This window comes from Streptomyces sp. NPDC002785, assembly GCF_040295565.1.
Lineage (GTDB): Bacteria > Actinomycetota > Actinomycetes > Streptomycetales > Streptomycetaceae > Streptomyces.
The window spans coordinates 49,872-65,123 of the sequence record NZ_JBEOVN010000018.1; the positions used below are offsets into that span (position 1 = coordinate 49,872).

Below are 15,252 nucleotides of genomic sequence, written 5' to 3' on the forward strand. Positions count from 1 at the left end.
TGCTTGATCCCCGTGTACGCCCGGAAGGTAAAACGCAAGATGTCCCTCGCTCTTGACCCCGCCGCCCAGGACCTCCTCTTCCGTGAGGCCCGCACCGCCAACACCTTCGCCGACGAGCCGGTGACCGAGGAGCAGGTCCAGGCGATCTACGACCTGGTCAAGTACGGCCCCACCGCGTTCAACCAGTCGCCGCTGCGCGTCGTCCTGGTCCGCTCCGACGACGCCCGTGCGCGCCTCGTCAAGCACATGGCCGAGGGCAACCGGCCGAAGACCTCGACCGCCCCGCTGGTCGCCATCCTGGTCGCCGACAACGAGTTCCACGAGGAGCTCCCGGCCCTGATGCCGCACTTCCCGCAGGCCAAGGACGCGTTCTTCTCCGAGCGCCCGGTCCGCGAGTCGTCCGCCGCCCTCAACGGTTCGCTGCAGGCCGCGTACTTCATCATCGGCGTCCGCGCCGCCGGCCTGGCCGCGGGCCCGATGACCGGCTACGACGCCGCGGGCATCGAGAAGGAGTTCCTGGACGGCGACCACAAGGTGCTGATGGTCGTCAACATCGGCAAGCCGGGCGAGGACGCCTGGTTCCCGCGCCTGCCGCGCCTCGCCTACGACGAGGTCGTCACGACCGTCTGATCGTCTCCACGCGTACGGCGAAGGCCCTGGAGCACTGTGTGCTGCCCCAGGGCCTTCGCCGTATGTCGTGTACGACGATCAGGCCGACTTGAGCGCGGCCGCCATCTCCGCCAGCCGATCCGGCGAGGCGGAACCCGTGACCACCGTGGTCGCACCCTTGTCCTGGCGCACGAGGGCGTCGTACTTCTCGCCCTTCCAGTGCTGCCAGGTCTCGCCCGCGACCTGCTGCGTACGCCCGGTGTTCTTGGCGTCCTGGCTGACCTCGGTCACATACTTCTTCGCCGGGGACGTGGACTGCTCCACCGCGACGTACTTGCCCTCCGGGTCGATGAAGCCCAGGTGCCAGCTGTTACCGGCCTTGCGGTCGTAACTGACCGAGGTCGGCTTCCACTCCTTGGCCAGTCCGTCCGGGGCTGCCACCGGGTACGGCGCCGCGCGCCGCGCCGTCAGGAGCTCCACCCGGTAGTCGACCGCCTTGACCGGGTTGGCGTTCTCGTCGTGCGGAACGAAGATGTAAACAACCCCTGCCGCAGCGGAGATCACCGCCATCGACAGGAACATGTCCCGCACTGTCTGCTTGCCTCGCTTGCTAGCCACGGGTCCATGGTCGCATTAGGCCCGAGGGACCCGATCCGCGGGCAGCCCGCTCATACGTGACCCGGTCTGCTCATTTTGTCGACCTGGCGATAGAGTCACAGCACCCTCTTCCGGTCGTCGCCGTACAGAAAGGTGCGCTCCGATGTCCGAGCATCATCTGCCGTCTCAGCTCGAGGTCTCCCCGGAGGCCCCCGACCGTAACCTCGCCCTGGAGTTGGTCCGGGTCACCGAGGCCGCCGCCATGGCAGCGGGTCGCTGGGTCGGCCGCGGCGACAAGATCGGCGCCGACGGCGCCGCCGTGAAGGCCATGCGGACCCTCGTCTCCACCGTCTCGATGAACGGCGTCGTCGTCATCGGCGAGGGCGAGAAGGACGAAGCCCCCATGCTGTTCAACGGCGAGCGCGTCGGGGACGGCACCGGTCCCGAGGTCGACATCGCCGTGGACCCGATCGACGGTACGACCCTGAACGCCAAGGGCATGCCGAACGCGATCGCCGTGCTGGCCGCCGCCGACCGCGGCGCCATGTTCGACCCGTCCGCGGTCTTCTACATGGACAAGCTGGTCACCGGCCCCGAGGCCGCCGACTTCGTCGACATCAATGCGCCCGTCTCGGTGAACATCCGCCGTGTCGCGAAGGCGAAGAACTCCTCCCCCGAGGACGTCACCGTCGTCGTCCTCGACCGCCCCCGCCACGACGGGATCGTCAAGGAGATCCGGGAGACCGGCGCCCGGATCAAATTCATCTCCGACGGCGATGTCGCGGGCTCGATCATGGCCGCCCGCGAAGGGACCGGCGTCGACCTGCTGATGGGCATCGGCGGCACCCCCGAGGGCATCATCTCGGCCTGCGCCATAAAGTGCCTCGGCGGTGTCATCCAGGGCAAGCTCTGGCCGAAGGACGAGTCCGAGCGGCAGCGCGCGCTGGACGCCGGGCACGACCTGGACCGGGTCCTGTCCACCGACGACCTGGTCAGCGGCGACAACGTGTTCTTCGTCGCGACCGGCATCACGGACGGTGAGCTGATGCGCGGCGTGCGCTACCGCGCGGAGACGGCGACCACCGAGTCGATCGTCATGCGGTCCAAGTCCGGCACCATCCGGAAGATCGACTCGACCCACCGGCTGTCGAAGCTGCGTGCCTACAGCGCGATCGACTTCGACCGCGCGAAGTAGGCCCCGCCCCCCGGGGTTCGGGGAGCGACACGCGAAGAGGCGCCCCCGTGTGCGGTGGGGGCGCCTCTTCGCGTGTACGGACGCGGGGGCGCCGGTTCAGGCACCGGGCACCGAGCCGGACGGTGACGGTCAGCCCGCCGCGGCTATGCGGCTCGTCGCGGCGGAGGATGCGGATGATGCCTTGAGCTCCATCTCGCGCCGTCTGCGACGGGCGAGCACCACCCGGCGTTCAGCGGCGGTGAGGCCGCCCCACACCCCGTACGGCTCCGGCTGTACGAGGGCGTGTTCCTGGCATTCGACCATCACCGGGCAGCGCGCGCAGACCCGCTTCGCGGACTCCTCGCGCGCGAGTCTGGCAGCAGTTGGCTCCTTCGACGGGGCGAAGAACAGCCCGGCTTCGTCCCGGCGGCACACCGCCTCCGAGTGCCAGGGGCCGGCCTGGCCCTCCCGCGCGCAGGTGCGCTGGGGAGGGACGGCGGCGACCTGCAGGGGCTGATGCGGCAGTTGCAGCACGGTCTACTCCTGACGACGGCTTCGCGAGCGAGAGACGATGCAGCACTCCCTACCCGCTGTGCGCGCGCCTATGCACTGAGTGGCACCTGGTTCCGTGCTGCGGAATTGTGGCAGTTCAGGAATATGGCTTGTTCTCGAAGGAGTTCAGAGCAGTTCGGAAGAGTTCACGGGAGGGCGGACCACGCCGTTCCCTGCCGAGTCCCGGTACTGCAACATTGCCGTACTAGCCGAGGTATTTGCGCAGCCGGTCCTGGAGGTCCGCAATGAACTTCCCTCGCTTGGGCTTCGCCTCGGCGCTACCGAACACCGCATAGCCGTTGACGACAATCACTGGTGCCTCGGGGTCCGCGGATTCCAGTGTGGCGACTTCGAAACTACCGAAGACGCCCGTGCCGCTGCCGCGCAGCGAGATGTTCTCGGGGACCTTGATCTCGACACTTCCGAAGATGGCGGTCGCATGGATCACCGTGAGCCTCTGACCGAAAAGCGCCTCGGTCAGATCGATCTCCACGCTGCCGAAGAGCGCGAAGGCGTTCGTACGGCCGCCGACCCGCCAACGACCCTTGCGGGTGGAGCTGCTGAAGATCGCCACCAGGTTCTCGGCCGGGCCCGTGGGGCTCTCGTGGCCATAGGCGCCGGACTCGGCGGCCGAGCGGGAGGCGCCTCCAGGGGCGGGCAGGTCCCGTACCAGCGGCTCCAGTTCACCGATGGTCTTGGCGCGGTAGACCGCATCGACCCGCTCGGCGTGTTCCTCGGCGGTGAGCCGGCCCTCGGCCATGGCCTCGCGCAGGATGTCCGCGATCCGGTCCCGGTCCGCGTCGGAGGCGCGGATACCGGTCGGCTCCGCCGGGGTTACGGGCTGCTGGGGCTGCTTTTCGAGGTCCACCGACCCAGGGTACCCAAACGCGATAGATCGCGACTAGCCCCCGCCACGCCTCCGCCGTGTCGCCCCCTCGTGGATGCCGGAACTGAGCCTTACCTCACAGCTTCGGTGTCCGCGCGGCGCTCTACCCTGGTGGGTGCGCTGCCCAAGGGAGGCCAGCCGCCGTCTGCCGAGTGAGGAATGGCCGTAATGCCAGAGTTTGCGTACTCCGATCTGCTCCCCCTGGGAGAGGACACCACGCCGTATCGTCTGGTGACCTCCGAGGGTGTCTCCACCTTCGAGGCCGACGGTCGTACGTTCCTCAAGGTCGCCCCGGAGGCGCTGCGCACCCTGGCCGCCGAGGCCATGCACGACATCTCGCACTACCTGCGCCCCGCCCACCTGGCGCAGCTGCGGCGGATCGTGGACGACCCCGAGGCGTCGTCCAATGACAAGTTCGTCGCGCTCGACCTGCTGAAGAACGCGAACATCGCTGCCGCGGGCGTCCTGCCGATGTGCCAGGACACCGGCACCGCGATCGTCATGGGCAAGCGCGGGCAGAACGTACTCACCGAGGGCGGTGACGAAGAGGCCCTGTCGCACGGCATCTTCGACGCGTACACCAAGCTCAACCTCCGCTATTCGCAGATGGCTCCGCTCACCATGTGGGAGGAGAAGAACACCGGCTCGAATCTGCCCGCGCAGATCGACCTGTACGCCACCGACGGCGGCGCTTACAAATTCCTCTTCATGGCAAAGGGCGGCGGCTCGGCCAACAAATCGTTCCTCTTCCAGGAGACGAAGGCCGTGCTGAACGAGGCCTCCATGATGAAGTTCCTGGAAGAAAAGATCCGTTCGCTGGGTACGGCCGCCTGCCCGCCGTACCACCTGGCGATCGTCGTCGGCGGTACGTCGGCCGAGTTCGCGCTGAAGACGGCGAAGTACGCCTCCGCGCACTACCTGGACGAGCTGCCCGCGGAGGGCTCCCCCACCGGTCACGGCTTCCGTGACAAGGAGCTGGAGGAGAAGGTCTTCGAGCTGACGCAGAAGATCGGTATCGGCGCCCAGTTCGGCGGCAAGTACTTCTGCCACGACGTCCGTGTCGTCCGCCTTCCCCGGCACGGCGCCTCGCTGCCGGTGGCGATCGCCGTCTCCTGCTCGGCGGACCGCCAGGCCACCGCGAAGATCACCGCCGAGGGCGTCTTCCTGGAGCAGCTGGAGAAGGACCCGGCGCGCTTCCTGCCCGACACCACCGACGAGCACCTGGACGAGTCCGGGGCCCGCGGCGAAGCCGCTCAACGACACAGTGTGAAGATCGACCTCAACCGGCCGATGGACGAGATCCTCACCGAGCTGACCAAGTACCCGGTCAAGACCCGACTGTCGCTGACCGGACCGCTGGTCGTGGCGCGCGACATCGCGCACGCAAAAATCAAGGAGCGGCTGGACGCGGGCGAGGACATGCCGCAGTACCTGAAGGACCACCCGGTCTACTACGCGGGCCCGGCGAAGACGCCCGAGGGGTACGCCTCCGGCTCCTTCGGTCCGACGACGGCCGGCCGTATGGACAGCTATGTGGCGCAGTTCCAGGCGGCGGGCGGCTCCAAGGTGATGCTGGCCAAGGGCAACCGGTCCAAGCAGGTCACTGACGCGTGCGACGCGCACGGCGGTTTCTACCTCGGCTCGATCGGCGGACCGGCGGCGCGCCTCGCGCAGGACTGCATCAAGAAGGTCGAGGTCGTCGAGTACGAGGAGCTCGGCATGGAAGCGGTCTGGAGGATCGAGGTCGAGGACTTCCCCGCGTTCGTCGTCGTCGACGACAAGGGCAACGACTTCTTCACCGAGCCCGCCCCGGCACCGACGTTCACCAGCATTCCGGTGCGGGGTCCTGGTCTCGCCTGATGGGCTGAGAGCCCGTCGGGCAACCTCTGAGCCGTACCGAGGGCACGACAAGTACGGTCCTGCGGGGGCGTTCCGGCCGCATTCCATCGGCCGGGGCGCCCCCGCTGGCCGTTCTCACTCCTCCAGCAAGCCCGACGTCGCGACCAGATAGCCGAGTTGGGCGCGGCTGTTGCTGCCCAGCTGCCCGGAGACCCTCCGCACATGCTCGGCGACGCTGCGGCGACTCATCCCGAGCCGGCGCGCGATCGACTCATCCGTCTCGCCGCCAACGACCGCCTGCAGGATGGTCCGTTGCAGGTCGGAGGTGACGACCGGGGTGCGCAGCGGCACGCGTTCCGGGTGAACCGGGACCGAGCGGGCCCAGGCTTCGTCGAAGTGACGGACCAGGAAGCGGACCAGGGACGGGTGCTGGATACGCAGGGCGCTGTGCGGCTCGTCGGAGTACGGGACGAAGGCGAGGTTCCGGTCGAAGACGATGATCCGGTCGACGACCTCGGCCAGCGTTCTGACCTCGGCACCCTCGGTGGTCACCCGCTCGATGTAGGCGAGCGTCGTACGGTCCGAGCGGACGGTGTGCTGGTAGATCGTCCGCTGCCGGATGCCGCGCCGCAGATTGCGCAGGTCCCTGGGCAGCGATTCCTCGAGGGTGTGCGCGGGACGGCCGCCGCCGGGGTGGGCGGTGCGGACCTCCTCACGGCAGCCCGCGACGCCCGCGTCGAGCGCCTTGCCGATGACGGCCGCACCGCGGAGCCGGGTGAGGGCGGGCTGTTCTAGCCGGTGCGCATCGGCGTACAGGCCCTCGAACACGGCAAGCGCGGCGCGGGCCGAGCGCAGCGTGCGGCGCTCGCGGGCGATCGCCTCCTCGATGGGCCCGAGTGCGTCGAACGAGGCGGTCTCGGGCGGTACGGGGATCAGGTGTCCCGGTGAGTCACGGTCCTCCACCATCAGATGCAGGGTGCTCAGGCAGGCGGGCACCTCGCCCGCCGGAAGGCCTCCGTCCGTGAGCGCGCGCCGATAGGCCTCGAGGGCCGTGTCGCACACGCGCTCCGGTGATGATTCGCGGCAATCACAGGCTTGTGGGCCGGATTGATCGTCCTTCACAACCATGCAGATTACATTCGTGCAATCCGGAGGCCATGGACGAGCACGGCCGCTCGGTGAGTATGGGCCGGTGACGCAGGACATCGAACAGGCGGACGACCGGCAGGGCCCCGCACCGGACATCGATCCGGCCGGCACGGCGCGCGGCGAGCGCCGTTATCGATTCCTCGTCGCCGGGTACTCCCTCTCTTCGTACGGCACCTTCCTGAATATGGTGGCGCTCAATCTGTTCGTCTACGAGACGACGGGCAGAGCACTTGCCATGGGCCTGTTCATGGCCGCGCGGCTGGGGTCCGGGTTTCTCGCCGGGCTGACTGCCGGTGGCCTCCTCGCCCGATTCACGGCCAAAAGCCTCATGCTGTGGACGAATGTGGCACAGGCGGCGGTGATGCTGTTGCTGGTCTTCGCGCCGGAGGGGATGCGGACGGCCGCGCTGATGGCCGTGTGCGTGGTGGTCGGCGCCTGCGGAACGCTTTTCATGGTGTCGTTGCGCAGTTCCATTCCCGAGATGGTCGGCGACGACCGGCGGTCCTGGGCCAACTCCCTTTCCATCACGGGGCGTTCACTGGCCATGGTGGCCGGGTTCGCCTCGGCGGGTGTGGTGGTCTCGCTGGTCGGCTACACCGCCGCGTTCGTGGTGGACATGGTCACCTTTGTGGTCTGCGCCGTGACGGTGGCCCTGCTGCCGATCGCCGGCGGGGGCAGGGGGAAGGACGCCCGGCCTGAATCGGAGGGGGATTCCGGCGGGCGTACGCAGGAGGGGAAGAGGCGGACCGGGACGGGGCGGCGGATGCCGGGGGCGTTCCTCAGGTCGGCCGCCGCGCCCGGTCTCGGTCTGATGGTGGTGCTGCGGGGCGCGGACGCCTTCGGCTCGTCCTCCCACAACGCCGCGCTGCCGGTCCACTCCGCCGGGCTCGACGCCTCGCACCCTGCCGTGTTCGTCAGCGCGTTCTGGTGTCTGTGGGCGCTGGGGAACGTCGTCGCACAGCAGCTGATCCAGCGGTACATCAAGCGCACCGGGCGGTCGGTGGGCGCACCGGGGTTCGGGTACGGCACGTGTCTGATGTCCGGGGCGTTCATTCTGGCGTTCGCCGGGTTCCCGTCGGCGGCGACCGCCGTGATCGCACTGGTCGCGGGGGCGGCCGACGGGCTCACCGAGGTCTCGTACACCTCGCATCTGCAGACGCTCCCCGCCGATCTGCGCGCTCATGCGTTCGGGCTCTCCGCGACGGTGGAGAATCTCGGGTTCGGCGTCGGCATGATCCTGGTCGCGGCGGCACTCGACGGCCACAGCCCGTTGACCGTCGTCGCCTGGTCGCACGGGGTGGCCATCGTGATCGCCATGGTGTTCCTGATCAGGGTGGCGGGGTCGCGGAGGCGAGATCGTGCCCCCGCGCCCCGCTCCGGTGCCGATCACGGTGGGCAGGTGCGGTGAGGGTTCGCTTACGACGAAATTCAGCCAATTTTGAGGCGCAGCCGTGCGGGGCCCGCGGGCGCGGGCGGTGTCCGGGAACGGGGTGCCGCGTGTCCCGGCCCTCCTCAGCGCCTTCCCGGACGCCCATGACACGGGCCTCGTACGCCCCGGGCCACCTCAAACCCGGGCGCCGGGGCGGCCGGTCCGGCACCGCCGCTTTCACGCAGCGGGCCGCGCCATGGACTTGCGCCGTACCGGGCAGCTGCGGTGGGTTGTCGGACGTTCCTGCACTGCTCCGCCGACCCGGGGCACCGGGACGCAGTCCTGGCGAACCGGGAAACAGTGCCGGAAAACCGGCAGACCGTCCTCAGGAACCAGAAAACAGCCGCCCCCCCACCTTGGACACCGCACCGCGCCCAGCGGCTCGGCGCGGGTCCGCCCACCCTCACCGTCGAACACCGGAAAGGCGGACGCCGTATGACGCCGCTTCCCCACCGCAGCCACGCCGACGACCTGTTGTCCTTCATCAGGGCCAGCCCTTCCCCGTACCACGCGGTGGCGAGCGCCGCCCAGCGCCTGGAGAAGGCCGGCTTCCGTGAACTGCGTGGCACGGACGACTGGACGGGCACGACCGGCGGCAGCTTCGTCGTCCGCGGCGGCGCCCTGATCGCCTGGTACGTCCCCGGGGGCGCCCCCGCGCACACCCCCTTCCGGATCGTCGGCACACACACGGACTCCCCGAATCTGCGGGTCAAACCCACCCCCGACACCGGGTCCGCGGGCTGGCGGCAGATAGCCGTGGAGATCTACGGCGGCGTTCCGCTGAACACCTGGCTCGACCGCGATCTGGGCATCTCGGGGCGGCTCGCGCTGCGCGGCCCCGGCGGCGGGGTCGAGTCCCGGCTCGTCCGGATCGACGAACCGCTGTTGCGGGTGCCCCAGTTGGCCATCCATCTGGACCGTACGGTCAATGAGGGGCTCGCCCTCGACCGGCAGCGCCATCTCGCCCCGCTGTGGGCGCTCGGGGCGCCCGAGGAGGGCGCGCTGCTGGGCCGGGTCGCGGCGGCCGCAGAGGTGGACCGGGAGGACGTCCTCGGCTGGGATCTGATGCTCCATGACATCCAGCCGCCCGGATATCTCGGCGCGGACCGGGAGTTCGTGGTGTCCGCGCGGCTGGACAACCTGGTGTCGGTGCATGCGGGCGTCACGGCCCTGGCGGGTGCGGCGACCGCGGACGACGCCCCCTCGTACATCCCCGTCCTGGCGGCCTTCGACCACGAGGAGGTCGGCAGCTGTTCGGAGACGGGCGCGCAGAGCCCACTGCTGGAACGGGTCCTCGGCCGTTCGGTCACCGCGCGCGGCGGCAGCTCCGAGGACTTCTCCCGCGCCCTGTCCGGCACCTTCTGCATCTCCGCCGACATGGCACACGCGGTTCACCCCAACTACGCGGAACGGCACGACCCGGGCCACCACCCGCTGCCCAACGGCGGCCCCACGGTCAAGGTCAACGTCAATCAGTGGTACGCCACCGACAGCACCGGCATGGCGGTGCTCGTGGCGGCGTGCGAGCGGGCGGGTGCGCCGTGGCAGCCGTTCGCCTCCAACAACGCGATGCCGTGCGGCACGTCGATCGGCCCGCTCACCGCGGCCCGGCTGGGTGTCCCGACGGTCGACGTGGGGGTGCCGGGACTGTCCATGCACTCGGCGCGCGAGCTGTGCGGGGCCGCCGATCCCGGTCATCTGGCCGCCGTCCTGGGCACGTTCGTGACGTCCGGCTGACACACGGGCCGGGGCGGGGTGGCCGAGGCCGCCCCGCCCCTCCCTCCACCGCGGTGGGGAGTTACGCGAACCGCTGCTTCGCGCTGCCGTCGCAGCTCTGCAGCTTCAGCGGGTCCTTGGCCGCCGCGAGCGTCAGGCACAGCCCGGTCGAGGCCGCCGGGCGCAAGGTGCCCGACTGCTTGACGAACTGCTGGTTGGCCGTGCCCGAGCAGTTCCACACGATGAGCGTGGCGCCCGCCTTGTAGTCGGCGCCCGGTACGTCGAGGCACCGGTCGTGGCTCAGCTCCGTCACGATGCTCTTCGTGCCGGAGTCGTACCACCAGCCCTGGTTGCGGCCGCCGTGGCAGTCCCAGCCGGTGATCTCGGTGTCGTTGCGGGTCACCGAGGCGGGGACGTCCACGCAGGTGCCCGTGGCCTCGTTCTTCAGGGGCTTGAAGACGTTGTCCCACGCCGCGGGCTGCAGTACGGGCGATCCGGTGCTCGCCGGGTCCGCGCAGCCCGCCTCGCGCAGAGACGAGTTGTAGATCTGGGTCAGGCAGGAAGCGAAGGCGGCGTGGCCGCGCGCGTTCGGATGGAAGGACTGCCGGACGGAATTGGAGTCCGGCGGGAAGTGCGACAGGTCGATGTAGAGGCCACGGGCCCAGGTGTTCTCGCTGCAGACCTCGTGACCGTGGAAGAGCCGGGAGTTGTCGAGGTAGACGGCTCCGGTGTCGGCGGCGGCCTTGCGCATACCGCGCTCGAAGGCGGGGACCGCGACGTCACGGCCCCAGGCGGCGTCGGAGTCGTAACCGGCGCAGCCACCGGGAAGCTTGCCGGGAAAGTTCGGATTGTCGTAGAAGTCCGGGCCGATCGGGCTCGGGTAGCCCATGACCACGAGCTTGTAGTCGCTGTTGCCGTATCCGGCGCCGGACATGACGGTCCTCAGATCGCGCACCGTCTTCTCGACCTTGGGGACGAGTCCGTCGACGCGCGCCTGCCAGCCGCCCTCGTACTTCGGCCGGCAGGTGCCCTGGGAGAGCACCCAGCGCTGGACGCAGTCCGTCATGACCGGGCCGAACTGGAGGTCGTCATTGGCGCCGGCGACCAGCACGATCATCTTGATGCGGGTGTTGCGGGCCTTGACGGCGAGGTTGTCGCTCTGCACGAGTTCGTCGGCGTACTGCTTCGACCCGCCGATCACGATGTTGCCGGTGTACGCGCCGGAGCACGAGACGTTGTACGTCACGTCCGCCGGGATGCCGGTGCGGTGGATCGCGGAGTCGGGCGAACGGTGGCACCAGTTGTCGGGGCCGTTGGTGCCCGCCTCGTACGTGCCGACGCCCTCGCCCGAGATCTCGCTGTCGCCGAGAGAGATCAGCCCCGTCTTGCGGTCGGCGAGCGGGCGCTCGGCCGGGTCACCGTACAGCTGGGTGGCTTCGGCGGCGCGGATGGCCTCCAGCTCGGGCGACAGGGGGGTGGATGCGGTAGCAGTGGAACCGGACAGGTCTGCCGCGCCCGCCGGTCCTGCGGCGGCGGCCATACCGCCCCATGCCGCCGCCACGGCCGCGGCGGCCGCGACCGTACAGCGAAGTCTGTGCCTGGTGGGCCTCATTGCGCCTCCCCGGGTTGCTGCACGGGGTACGGGGGTCGTCCCCCGGGAAAATGCAGCACCCCCGGTATTTACTGGTCGGTAGGCGACTTGGGAATACACAGAACAAGACAAGTGCTCAACTTTTTCAGGAGGTTGAACCCCATGGACGACGCACAGACCCCTGCGGGCGGTACGGATTTCCGCATCGAGCACGACTCGATGGGCGAGGTGAGGGTGCCCGCGGATGCCAGGTGGCGGGCCCAGACGCAGCGCGCGGTGGAGAACTTCCCGATCTCCGGCCAGCGCCTGGAGCGGGCCCACATCGAGGCCCTGGCCCGGATCAAGGCCGCCGCGGCCAAGGTGAACGCCGAGCTGAAGGTGCTCGACCCGGACATCGCCCTGGCGATCCAGGAGGCCGCCGAGGAGGTCGCGGAGGGGCGCTGGGACGCGCACTTCCCGATCGATGTCTTCCAGACCGGGTCCGGCACCTCGTCCAACATGAACACCAATGAGGTCGTGGCCACTCTCGCCACCGAGCGCCTGGGCCGCGAGGTCCACCCCAACGACCACGTCAACGCCTCGCAGTCGTCCAACGACGTCTTCCCGTCCTCCATCCACATCGCCGCGACCGCAGCCGTCACCGGCGAGCTGATCCCGGCGCTGGACCATCTGGCTGCCGCCCTGGAGCGCAAGTCCGCCGAGTTCGCGACGGTCGTGAAGTCGGGGCGTACGCATCTGATGGACGCCACGCCCGTCACGCTGGGCCAGGAGTTCGGCGGCTACGCGGCGCAGATCCGGTACGGCATCGAGCGGCTGCGCGCCTCCCTGCCCCGCCTCGCCGAGCTGCCGCTGGGCGGCACGGCCGTCGGTACCGGAATCAACACCCCGCCCGGCTTCTCCGCCGCCGTCATCGCCGAGGTCGCCCGTGCCACCGGGCTGCCGCTCACCGAGGCCAGGGACCACTTCGAGGCGCAGGGCGCGCGGGACGGGCTCGTGGAGACGTCCGGCCAGCTCCGCACCCTCGCCGTCTCGCTCACCAAGATCTGCAACGATCTGCGCTGGATGGCGTCCGGGCCGCGCACCGGTCTGGCCGAGATCAGCCTTCCCGACCTCCAACCCGGCTCGTCGATCATGCCGGGGAAGGTGAATCCGGTCATTCCCGAGGCCGTCCTGATGGTCGCGGCCCAGGTGATGGGCAACGACCAGACGGTCGCCGTCGCCGGAGCGGCGGGCAACTTCGAACTGAATGTCATGCTTCCGGTCATCGCGAAGAATCTGCTGGAGTCGGTGCGGCTCCTGGCCAACGCCTCCCGGCTGCTCGCGGACCGCACGGTCGACGGGATCGCCGCGAACGTGGAGCGTGCCAGGGAGTACGCGGAGTCCTCACCGTCCGTCGTCACCCCGCTGAACAAGTACATCGGTTACGAGGAGGCGGCGAAGGTCGCCAAGAAGTCCCTGGCCGAGCGCAGGACGATCCGCGAGGTGGTGCTGGACTCGGGATATGTCGAGCGCGGCGATCTCACGGTGGAGCAGCTCGACGAGGCGCTGGACGTGTTGCGTATGACCCGCCCGTGACAGTGTCGCAGCAACCGGGCTGCGGCATCTCTAAGATCTGTCCATGGCAGGTACCGGATACATCGAGCACTGGGCGCCGGGCGATCAGATCCTGTGGCGCTACCGCGGCAACGGCACGCTGCGGCGGGACTCCGTGCCGGGTCACGCCCAGGGCCCGGTCCACATCTGCCGCCCCGTCACCGTTGTCCAGGACACCGACGAGCTGCTCGCCGTATGGGTGGCCCCCGGCACCGAGTGCGTGAAGCCGGTGCTGGCGAACGGCACCGACGTGCACGACGAGCCGCTCGCCACCCGCTACACCGCCCCGCGCACCACCGCCCGCTCGGCCTGGCTGGGCAACGGCGTGCTGAAACTCGCCCGTCCCGGTGAACCCTGGTCGGTCTGGCTGTTCTGGGAGGCCGGCTGGCAGTTCCGCAGCTGGTACGTGAACCTGGAGAAACCGCGCACCCGCTGGGCGGGCGGCATCGACTCCGAGGATCACTTTCTCGACATCTCCGTCTACCCGGACCGTAGCTGGATCTGGCGCGACGAGGACGAGTTCGCCCAGGCGCAGCGGGTCGGTCTGATGCCCCCGCAGACCGCGCGGCGGGTACGGGAGGCGGGCCTCGCGGCCGTCGAGGTGATCCGGGACTGGGGCACGCCGTTCCGGGACGGCTGGGAGGACTGGCGGCCCGATCCGCGCTGGCGGGTTCCGGCGCTCCCGGATGACTGGGACCGTACCCCCTCGCATATGCCGTCGTGAGACCCTTGATGCATCCCAGGGGGGCAAACGTAGGATCGTCCTCCGGAGGGCCGCTCCGCACCAACCGGCGGGCGCGGCACCGGACCTGACCGCAAGTCATCGCACGAGCACCACGCACTGCATGAGCTGTATGAGCTGTATGAGCAGCATCAGTCGTACGAGTCGCCTGAGCCACTACGAGGGGGTGGAGACGTGCTCGCTGTCGCCCGCCCCGGCGCCGGTAACGTTGTCGCCGAACCGTGCTGCGGGCATCCGGTTTCGGCCCCTCGTTCGTGGGCATCCGGTGACAGCCGTTGTTATCGCCTCTCTTGCCGGGGCACAGTAGCGCCCCACGAGGTGATTGCCTCATACAACCGGCCCGGACGGACGGAACCCCACGCGTGACGGAGCATCCCACCTCCCACGAAGGCCGGCAGCCTCTCGCCGCCCGGTCGCAGGAACGCACCCGGCCCCGGCAGCAGGATGCCGCGTCGGCTGCTTCGCCTGCCGCCGCGATCCCCGGCCCGGCCACGGCGCCGGGCTCAGGAGCGAATCCGGCGGCTTCCGCGGCCGGCCCCGGCCCCGCAGGACTGGACCCACAGGCCGCGACCCGTCGCGAGGGCGACCGGCTGCGTTTCGTGGGGGCCGCCACCCGGCGGATCGCCCGCGGCATAGACCTGGACGAGATCGTGCTGGGCCTGTGCCGGGCCAGCGTGCCGACGTTCTCCGACGCCATACTGGTCTACCTCCGCGACCCGCTCCCGGTCGGCGACGAGCGGCCGGTCTCCCCGTTCGCCCTGCGGCTGCGCCGGTCGGACCGGCTGCGTTCGCACGAGGAGGAGACCGAGACCTCGTCGGAGATCGAACGGCTGCGGCTGCCCGCCATCGATCCGTACGGCGATCTGCCCCCGGCGGCCGAGCTGTGCGAGGTCCGCTCGGGCGGCGCGCTCGCCGAGGTGCTGCGCGGTGTACGGCCCGTCTTCGGGGACTCCGCAGCGGCCCGCGCCGCGCTGCCCGAACTGCTCGGCACCGGACGGGCCGTACCCACCGGACACCGTGCGATCCTCGCCCCGCTCCGCGGACGGCGACGGGTGATCGGCGCCGCCGTCTTCCTGCGCGGGACCGAGCGGCCGCCCTTCGAGGCCAATGACCTGCTGGTCGCCGCCCAGCTGGCGACGCACACCGCGCTCGGCATCGACAAGGCCGTGCTGTACGGCCGCGAGGCGTACATCGCCGACGAGCTGCAGCGCACCATGCTGCCCGACTCGCTGCCGCAGCCGACCGGCGTCCGGCTCGCCTCCCGTTATCTCCCGGCCGCGGAGACGGCCCGGGTCGGCGGGGACTGGTACGACGCGATCCCGCTGCCCGGGAGCCGGGTCGCCCTGGTCGTGGGCGACGTCATGGGCCACTCCAT

The 15,252-nt window shown here is 69.9% G+C and carries 13 protein-coding genes; 8 read left to right on the forward strand and 5 right to left on the reverse strand.

Annotation, left to right across the window (positions count from 1 at the left end; genetic code table 11):
• Positions 1-39: 39 nt before the first annotated feature.
• Positions 40-630, forward strand: coding sequence for a malonic semialdehyde reductase (locus ABTZ94_RS07775; protein WP_351198564.1), 591 nt, complete (start codon positions 40-42; stop codon positions 628-630).
• Between the two features lie 78 nt (positions 631-708).
• On the opposite strand, the gene ABTZ94_RS07780 is transcribed toward ABTZ94_RS07775, so the two are convergent.
• Complete coding sequence (locus tag ABTZ94_RS07780) at positions 709-1,227, reverse strand: DUF4245 domain-containing protein (RefSeq protein WP_351198566.1); 519 nt, start codon at positions 1,225-1,227, stop codon at positions 709-711.
• 142 nt (positions 1,228-1,369) lie between these two features.
• On the opposite strand from ABTZ94_RS07780, the gene glpX reads away from it, so the two are divergent.
• Positions 1,370-2,401 (forward strand): class II fructose-bisphosphatase, encoded by a 1,032-nt coding sequence (gene glpX, locus ABTZ94_RS07785; protein ID WP_351198568.1) that lies wholly within the window; start codon positions 1,370-1,372, stop codon positions 2,399-2,401.
• Positions 2,402-2,530: 129 nt separating this feature from the next.
• Here the strand turns inward: glpX and ABTZ94_RS07790 are convergent, their stop codons facing one another.
• Together ABTZ94_RS07790 and ABTZ94_RS07795 are read right to left on the reverse strand one after the other, a co-directional pair.
• Positions 2,531-2,914 (reverse strand): WhiB family transcriptional regulator, encoded by a 384-nt coding sequence (locus ABTZ94_RS07790; protein WP_351198570.1) that lies wholly within the window; start codon positions 2,912-2,914, stop codon positions 2,531-2,533.
• Positions 2,915-3,137: 223 nt separating this feature from the next.
• Positions 3,138-3,800, reverse strand: a complete 663-nt coding sequence (locus ABTZ94_RS07795; protein WP_351198572.1) for a DUF1707 SHOCT-like domain-containing protein — start codon at positions 3,798-3,800, stop codon at positions 3,138-3,140.
• A 186-nt stretch (positions 3,801-3,986) separates the two neighbouring features.
• On the opposite strand from ABTZ94_RS07795, the gene ABTZ94_RS07800 reads away from it, so the two are divergent.
• Entirely contained in the window at positions 3,987-5,678 is a 1,692-nt protein-coding gene (locus ABTZ94_RS07800) for a fumarate hydratase (protein ID WP_351198574.1), read from the forward strand.
• A 114-nt stretch (positions 5,679-5,792) separates the two neighbouring features.
• On the opposite strand, the gene ABTZ94_RS07805 is transcribed toward ABTZ94_RS07800, so the two are convergent.
• Positions 5,793-6,779, reverse strand: a complete 987-nt coding sequence (locus ABTZ94_RS07805) for a LuxR C-terminal-related transcriptional regulator (protein ID WP_351198576.1) — start codon at positions 6,777-6,779, stop codon at positions 5,793-5,795.
• A gap of 70 nt (positions 6,780-6,849) precedes the next feature.
• Between ABTZ94_RS07805 and ABTZ94_RS07810 the strand changes: the two genes are divergently transcribed.
• Together ABTZ94_RS07810 and ABTZ94_RS07815 are read left to right on the forward strand one after the other, a co-directional pair.
• Positions 6,850-8,214 carry an MFS transporter gene (locus ABTZ94_RS07810; protein ID WP_351198578.1) on the forward strand — a complete coding sequence of 455 codons (1,365 nt, stop codon included), beginning with the start codon at positions 6,850-6,852 and terminating at the stop codon, positions 8,212-8,214.
• A gap of 456 nt (positions 8,215-8,670) precedes the next feature.
• A complete protein-coding gene (locus ABTZ94_RS07815; RefSeq protein ID WP_351198580.1) occupies positions 8,671-9,972 on the forward strand; it encodes a M18 family aminopeptidase in 1,302 nt (433 codons plus the stop codon).
• A 61-nt stretch (positions 9,973-10,033) separates the two neighbouring features.
• Here the strand turns inward: ABTZ94_RS07815 and ABTZ94_RS07820 are convergent, their stop codons facing one another.
• Entirely contained in the window at positions 10,034-11,563 is a 1,530-nt protein-coding gene (locus ABTZ94_RS07820; RefSeq protein ID WP_351198582.1) for a ricin-type beta-trefoil lectin domain protein, read from the reverse strand.
• Between the two features lie 141 nt (positions 11,564-11,704).
• Here ABTZ94_RS07820 and ABTZ94_RS07825 point away from each other — a divergent pair, with 141 nt between their 5' ends.
• From ABTZ94_RS07825 to ABTZ94_RS07835, 3 genes are all read left to right on the forward strand, one after another.
• The gene (locus ABTZ94_RS07825; protein ID WP_351198584.1) at positions 11,705-13,117 is read left to right on the forward strand and encodes a class II fumarate hydratase; all 1,413 of its coding nucleotides are present in this window, start codon (positions 11,705-11,707) and stop codon (positions 13,115-13,117) included.
• Between the two features lie 43 nt (positions 13,118-13,160).
• Complete coding sequence (gene fomD, locus ABTZ94_RS07830) at positions 13,161-13,859, forward strand: cytidylyl-2-hydroxypropylphosphonate hydrolase (RefSeq protein WP_351198586.1); 699 nt, start codon at positions 13,161-13,163, stop codon at positions 13,857-13,859.
• A gap of 380 nt (positions 13,860-14,239) precedes the next feature.
• On the forward strand, positions 14,240-15,252 hold a 1,013-nt coding region (locus ABTZ94_RS07835), incomplete at its 3' end, for a PP2C family protein-serine/threonine phosphatase (RefSeq protein WP_502967203.1).

What these genes read in the sequence shown, in the direction of transcription:
- ABTZ94_RS07820 (WP_351198582.1), bottom strand. Translation starts at nt 11,563, where the DNA reads ATGAGGCCCACCAGGCACAGACTTCGCTGTACGGTCGCGGCCGCCGCG.
- ABTZ94_RS07800 (WP_351198574.1), top strand. Translation starts at nt 3,987, where the DNA reads ATGCCAGAGTTTGCGTACTCCGATCTGCTCCCCCTGGGAGAGGACACC.
- glpX (WP_351198568.1), top strand. Translation starts at nt 1,370, where the DNA reads ATGTCCGAGCATCATCTGCCGTCTCAGCTCGAGGTCTCCCCGGAGGCC.
- ABTZ94_RS07775 (WP_351198564.1), top strand. Translation starts at nt 40, where the DNA reads ATGTCCCTCGCTCTTGACCCCGCCGCCCAGGACCTCCTCTTCCGTGAG.
- ABTZ94_RS07825 (WP_351198584.1), top strand. Translation starts at nt 11,705, where the DNA reads ATGGACGACGCACAGACCCCTGCGGGCGGTACGGATTTCCGCATCGAG.
- ABTZ94_RS07815 (WP_351198580.1), top strand. Translation starts at nt 8,671, where the DNA reads ATGACGCCGCTTCCCCACCGCAGCCACGCCGACGACCTGTTGTCCTTC.
- fomD (WP_351198586.1), top strand. Translation starts at nt 13,161, where the DNA reads ATGGCAGGTACCGGATACATCGAGCACTGGGCGCCGGGCGATCAGATC.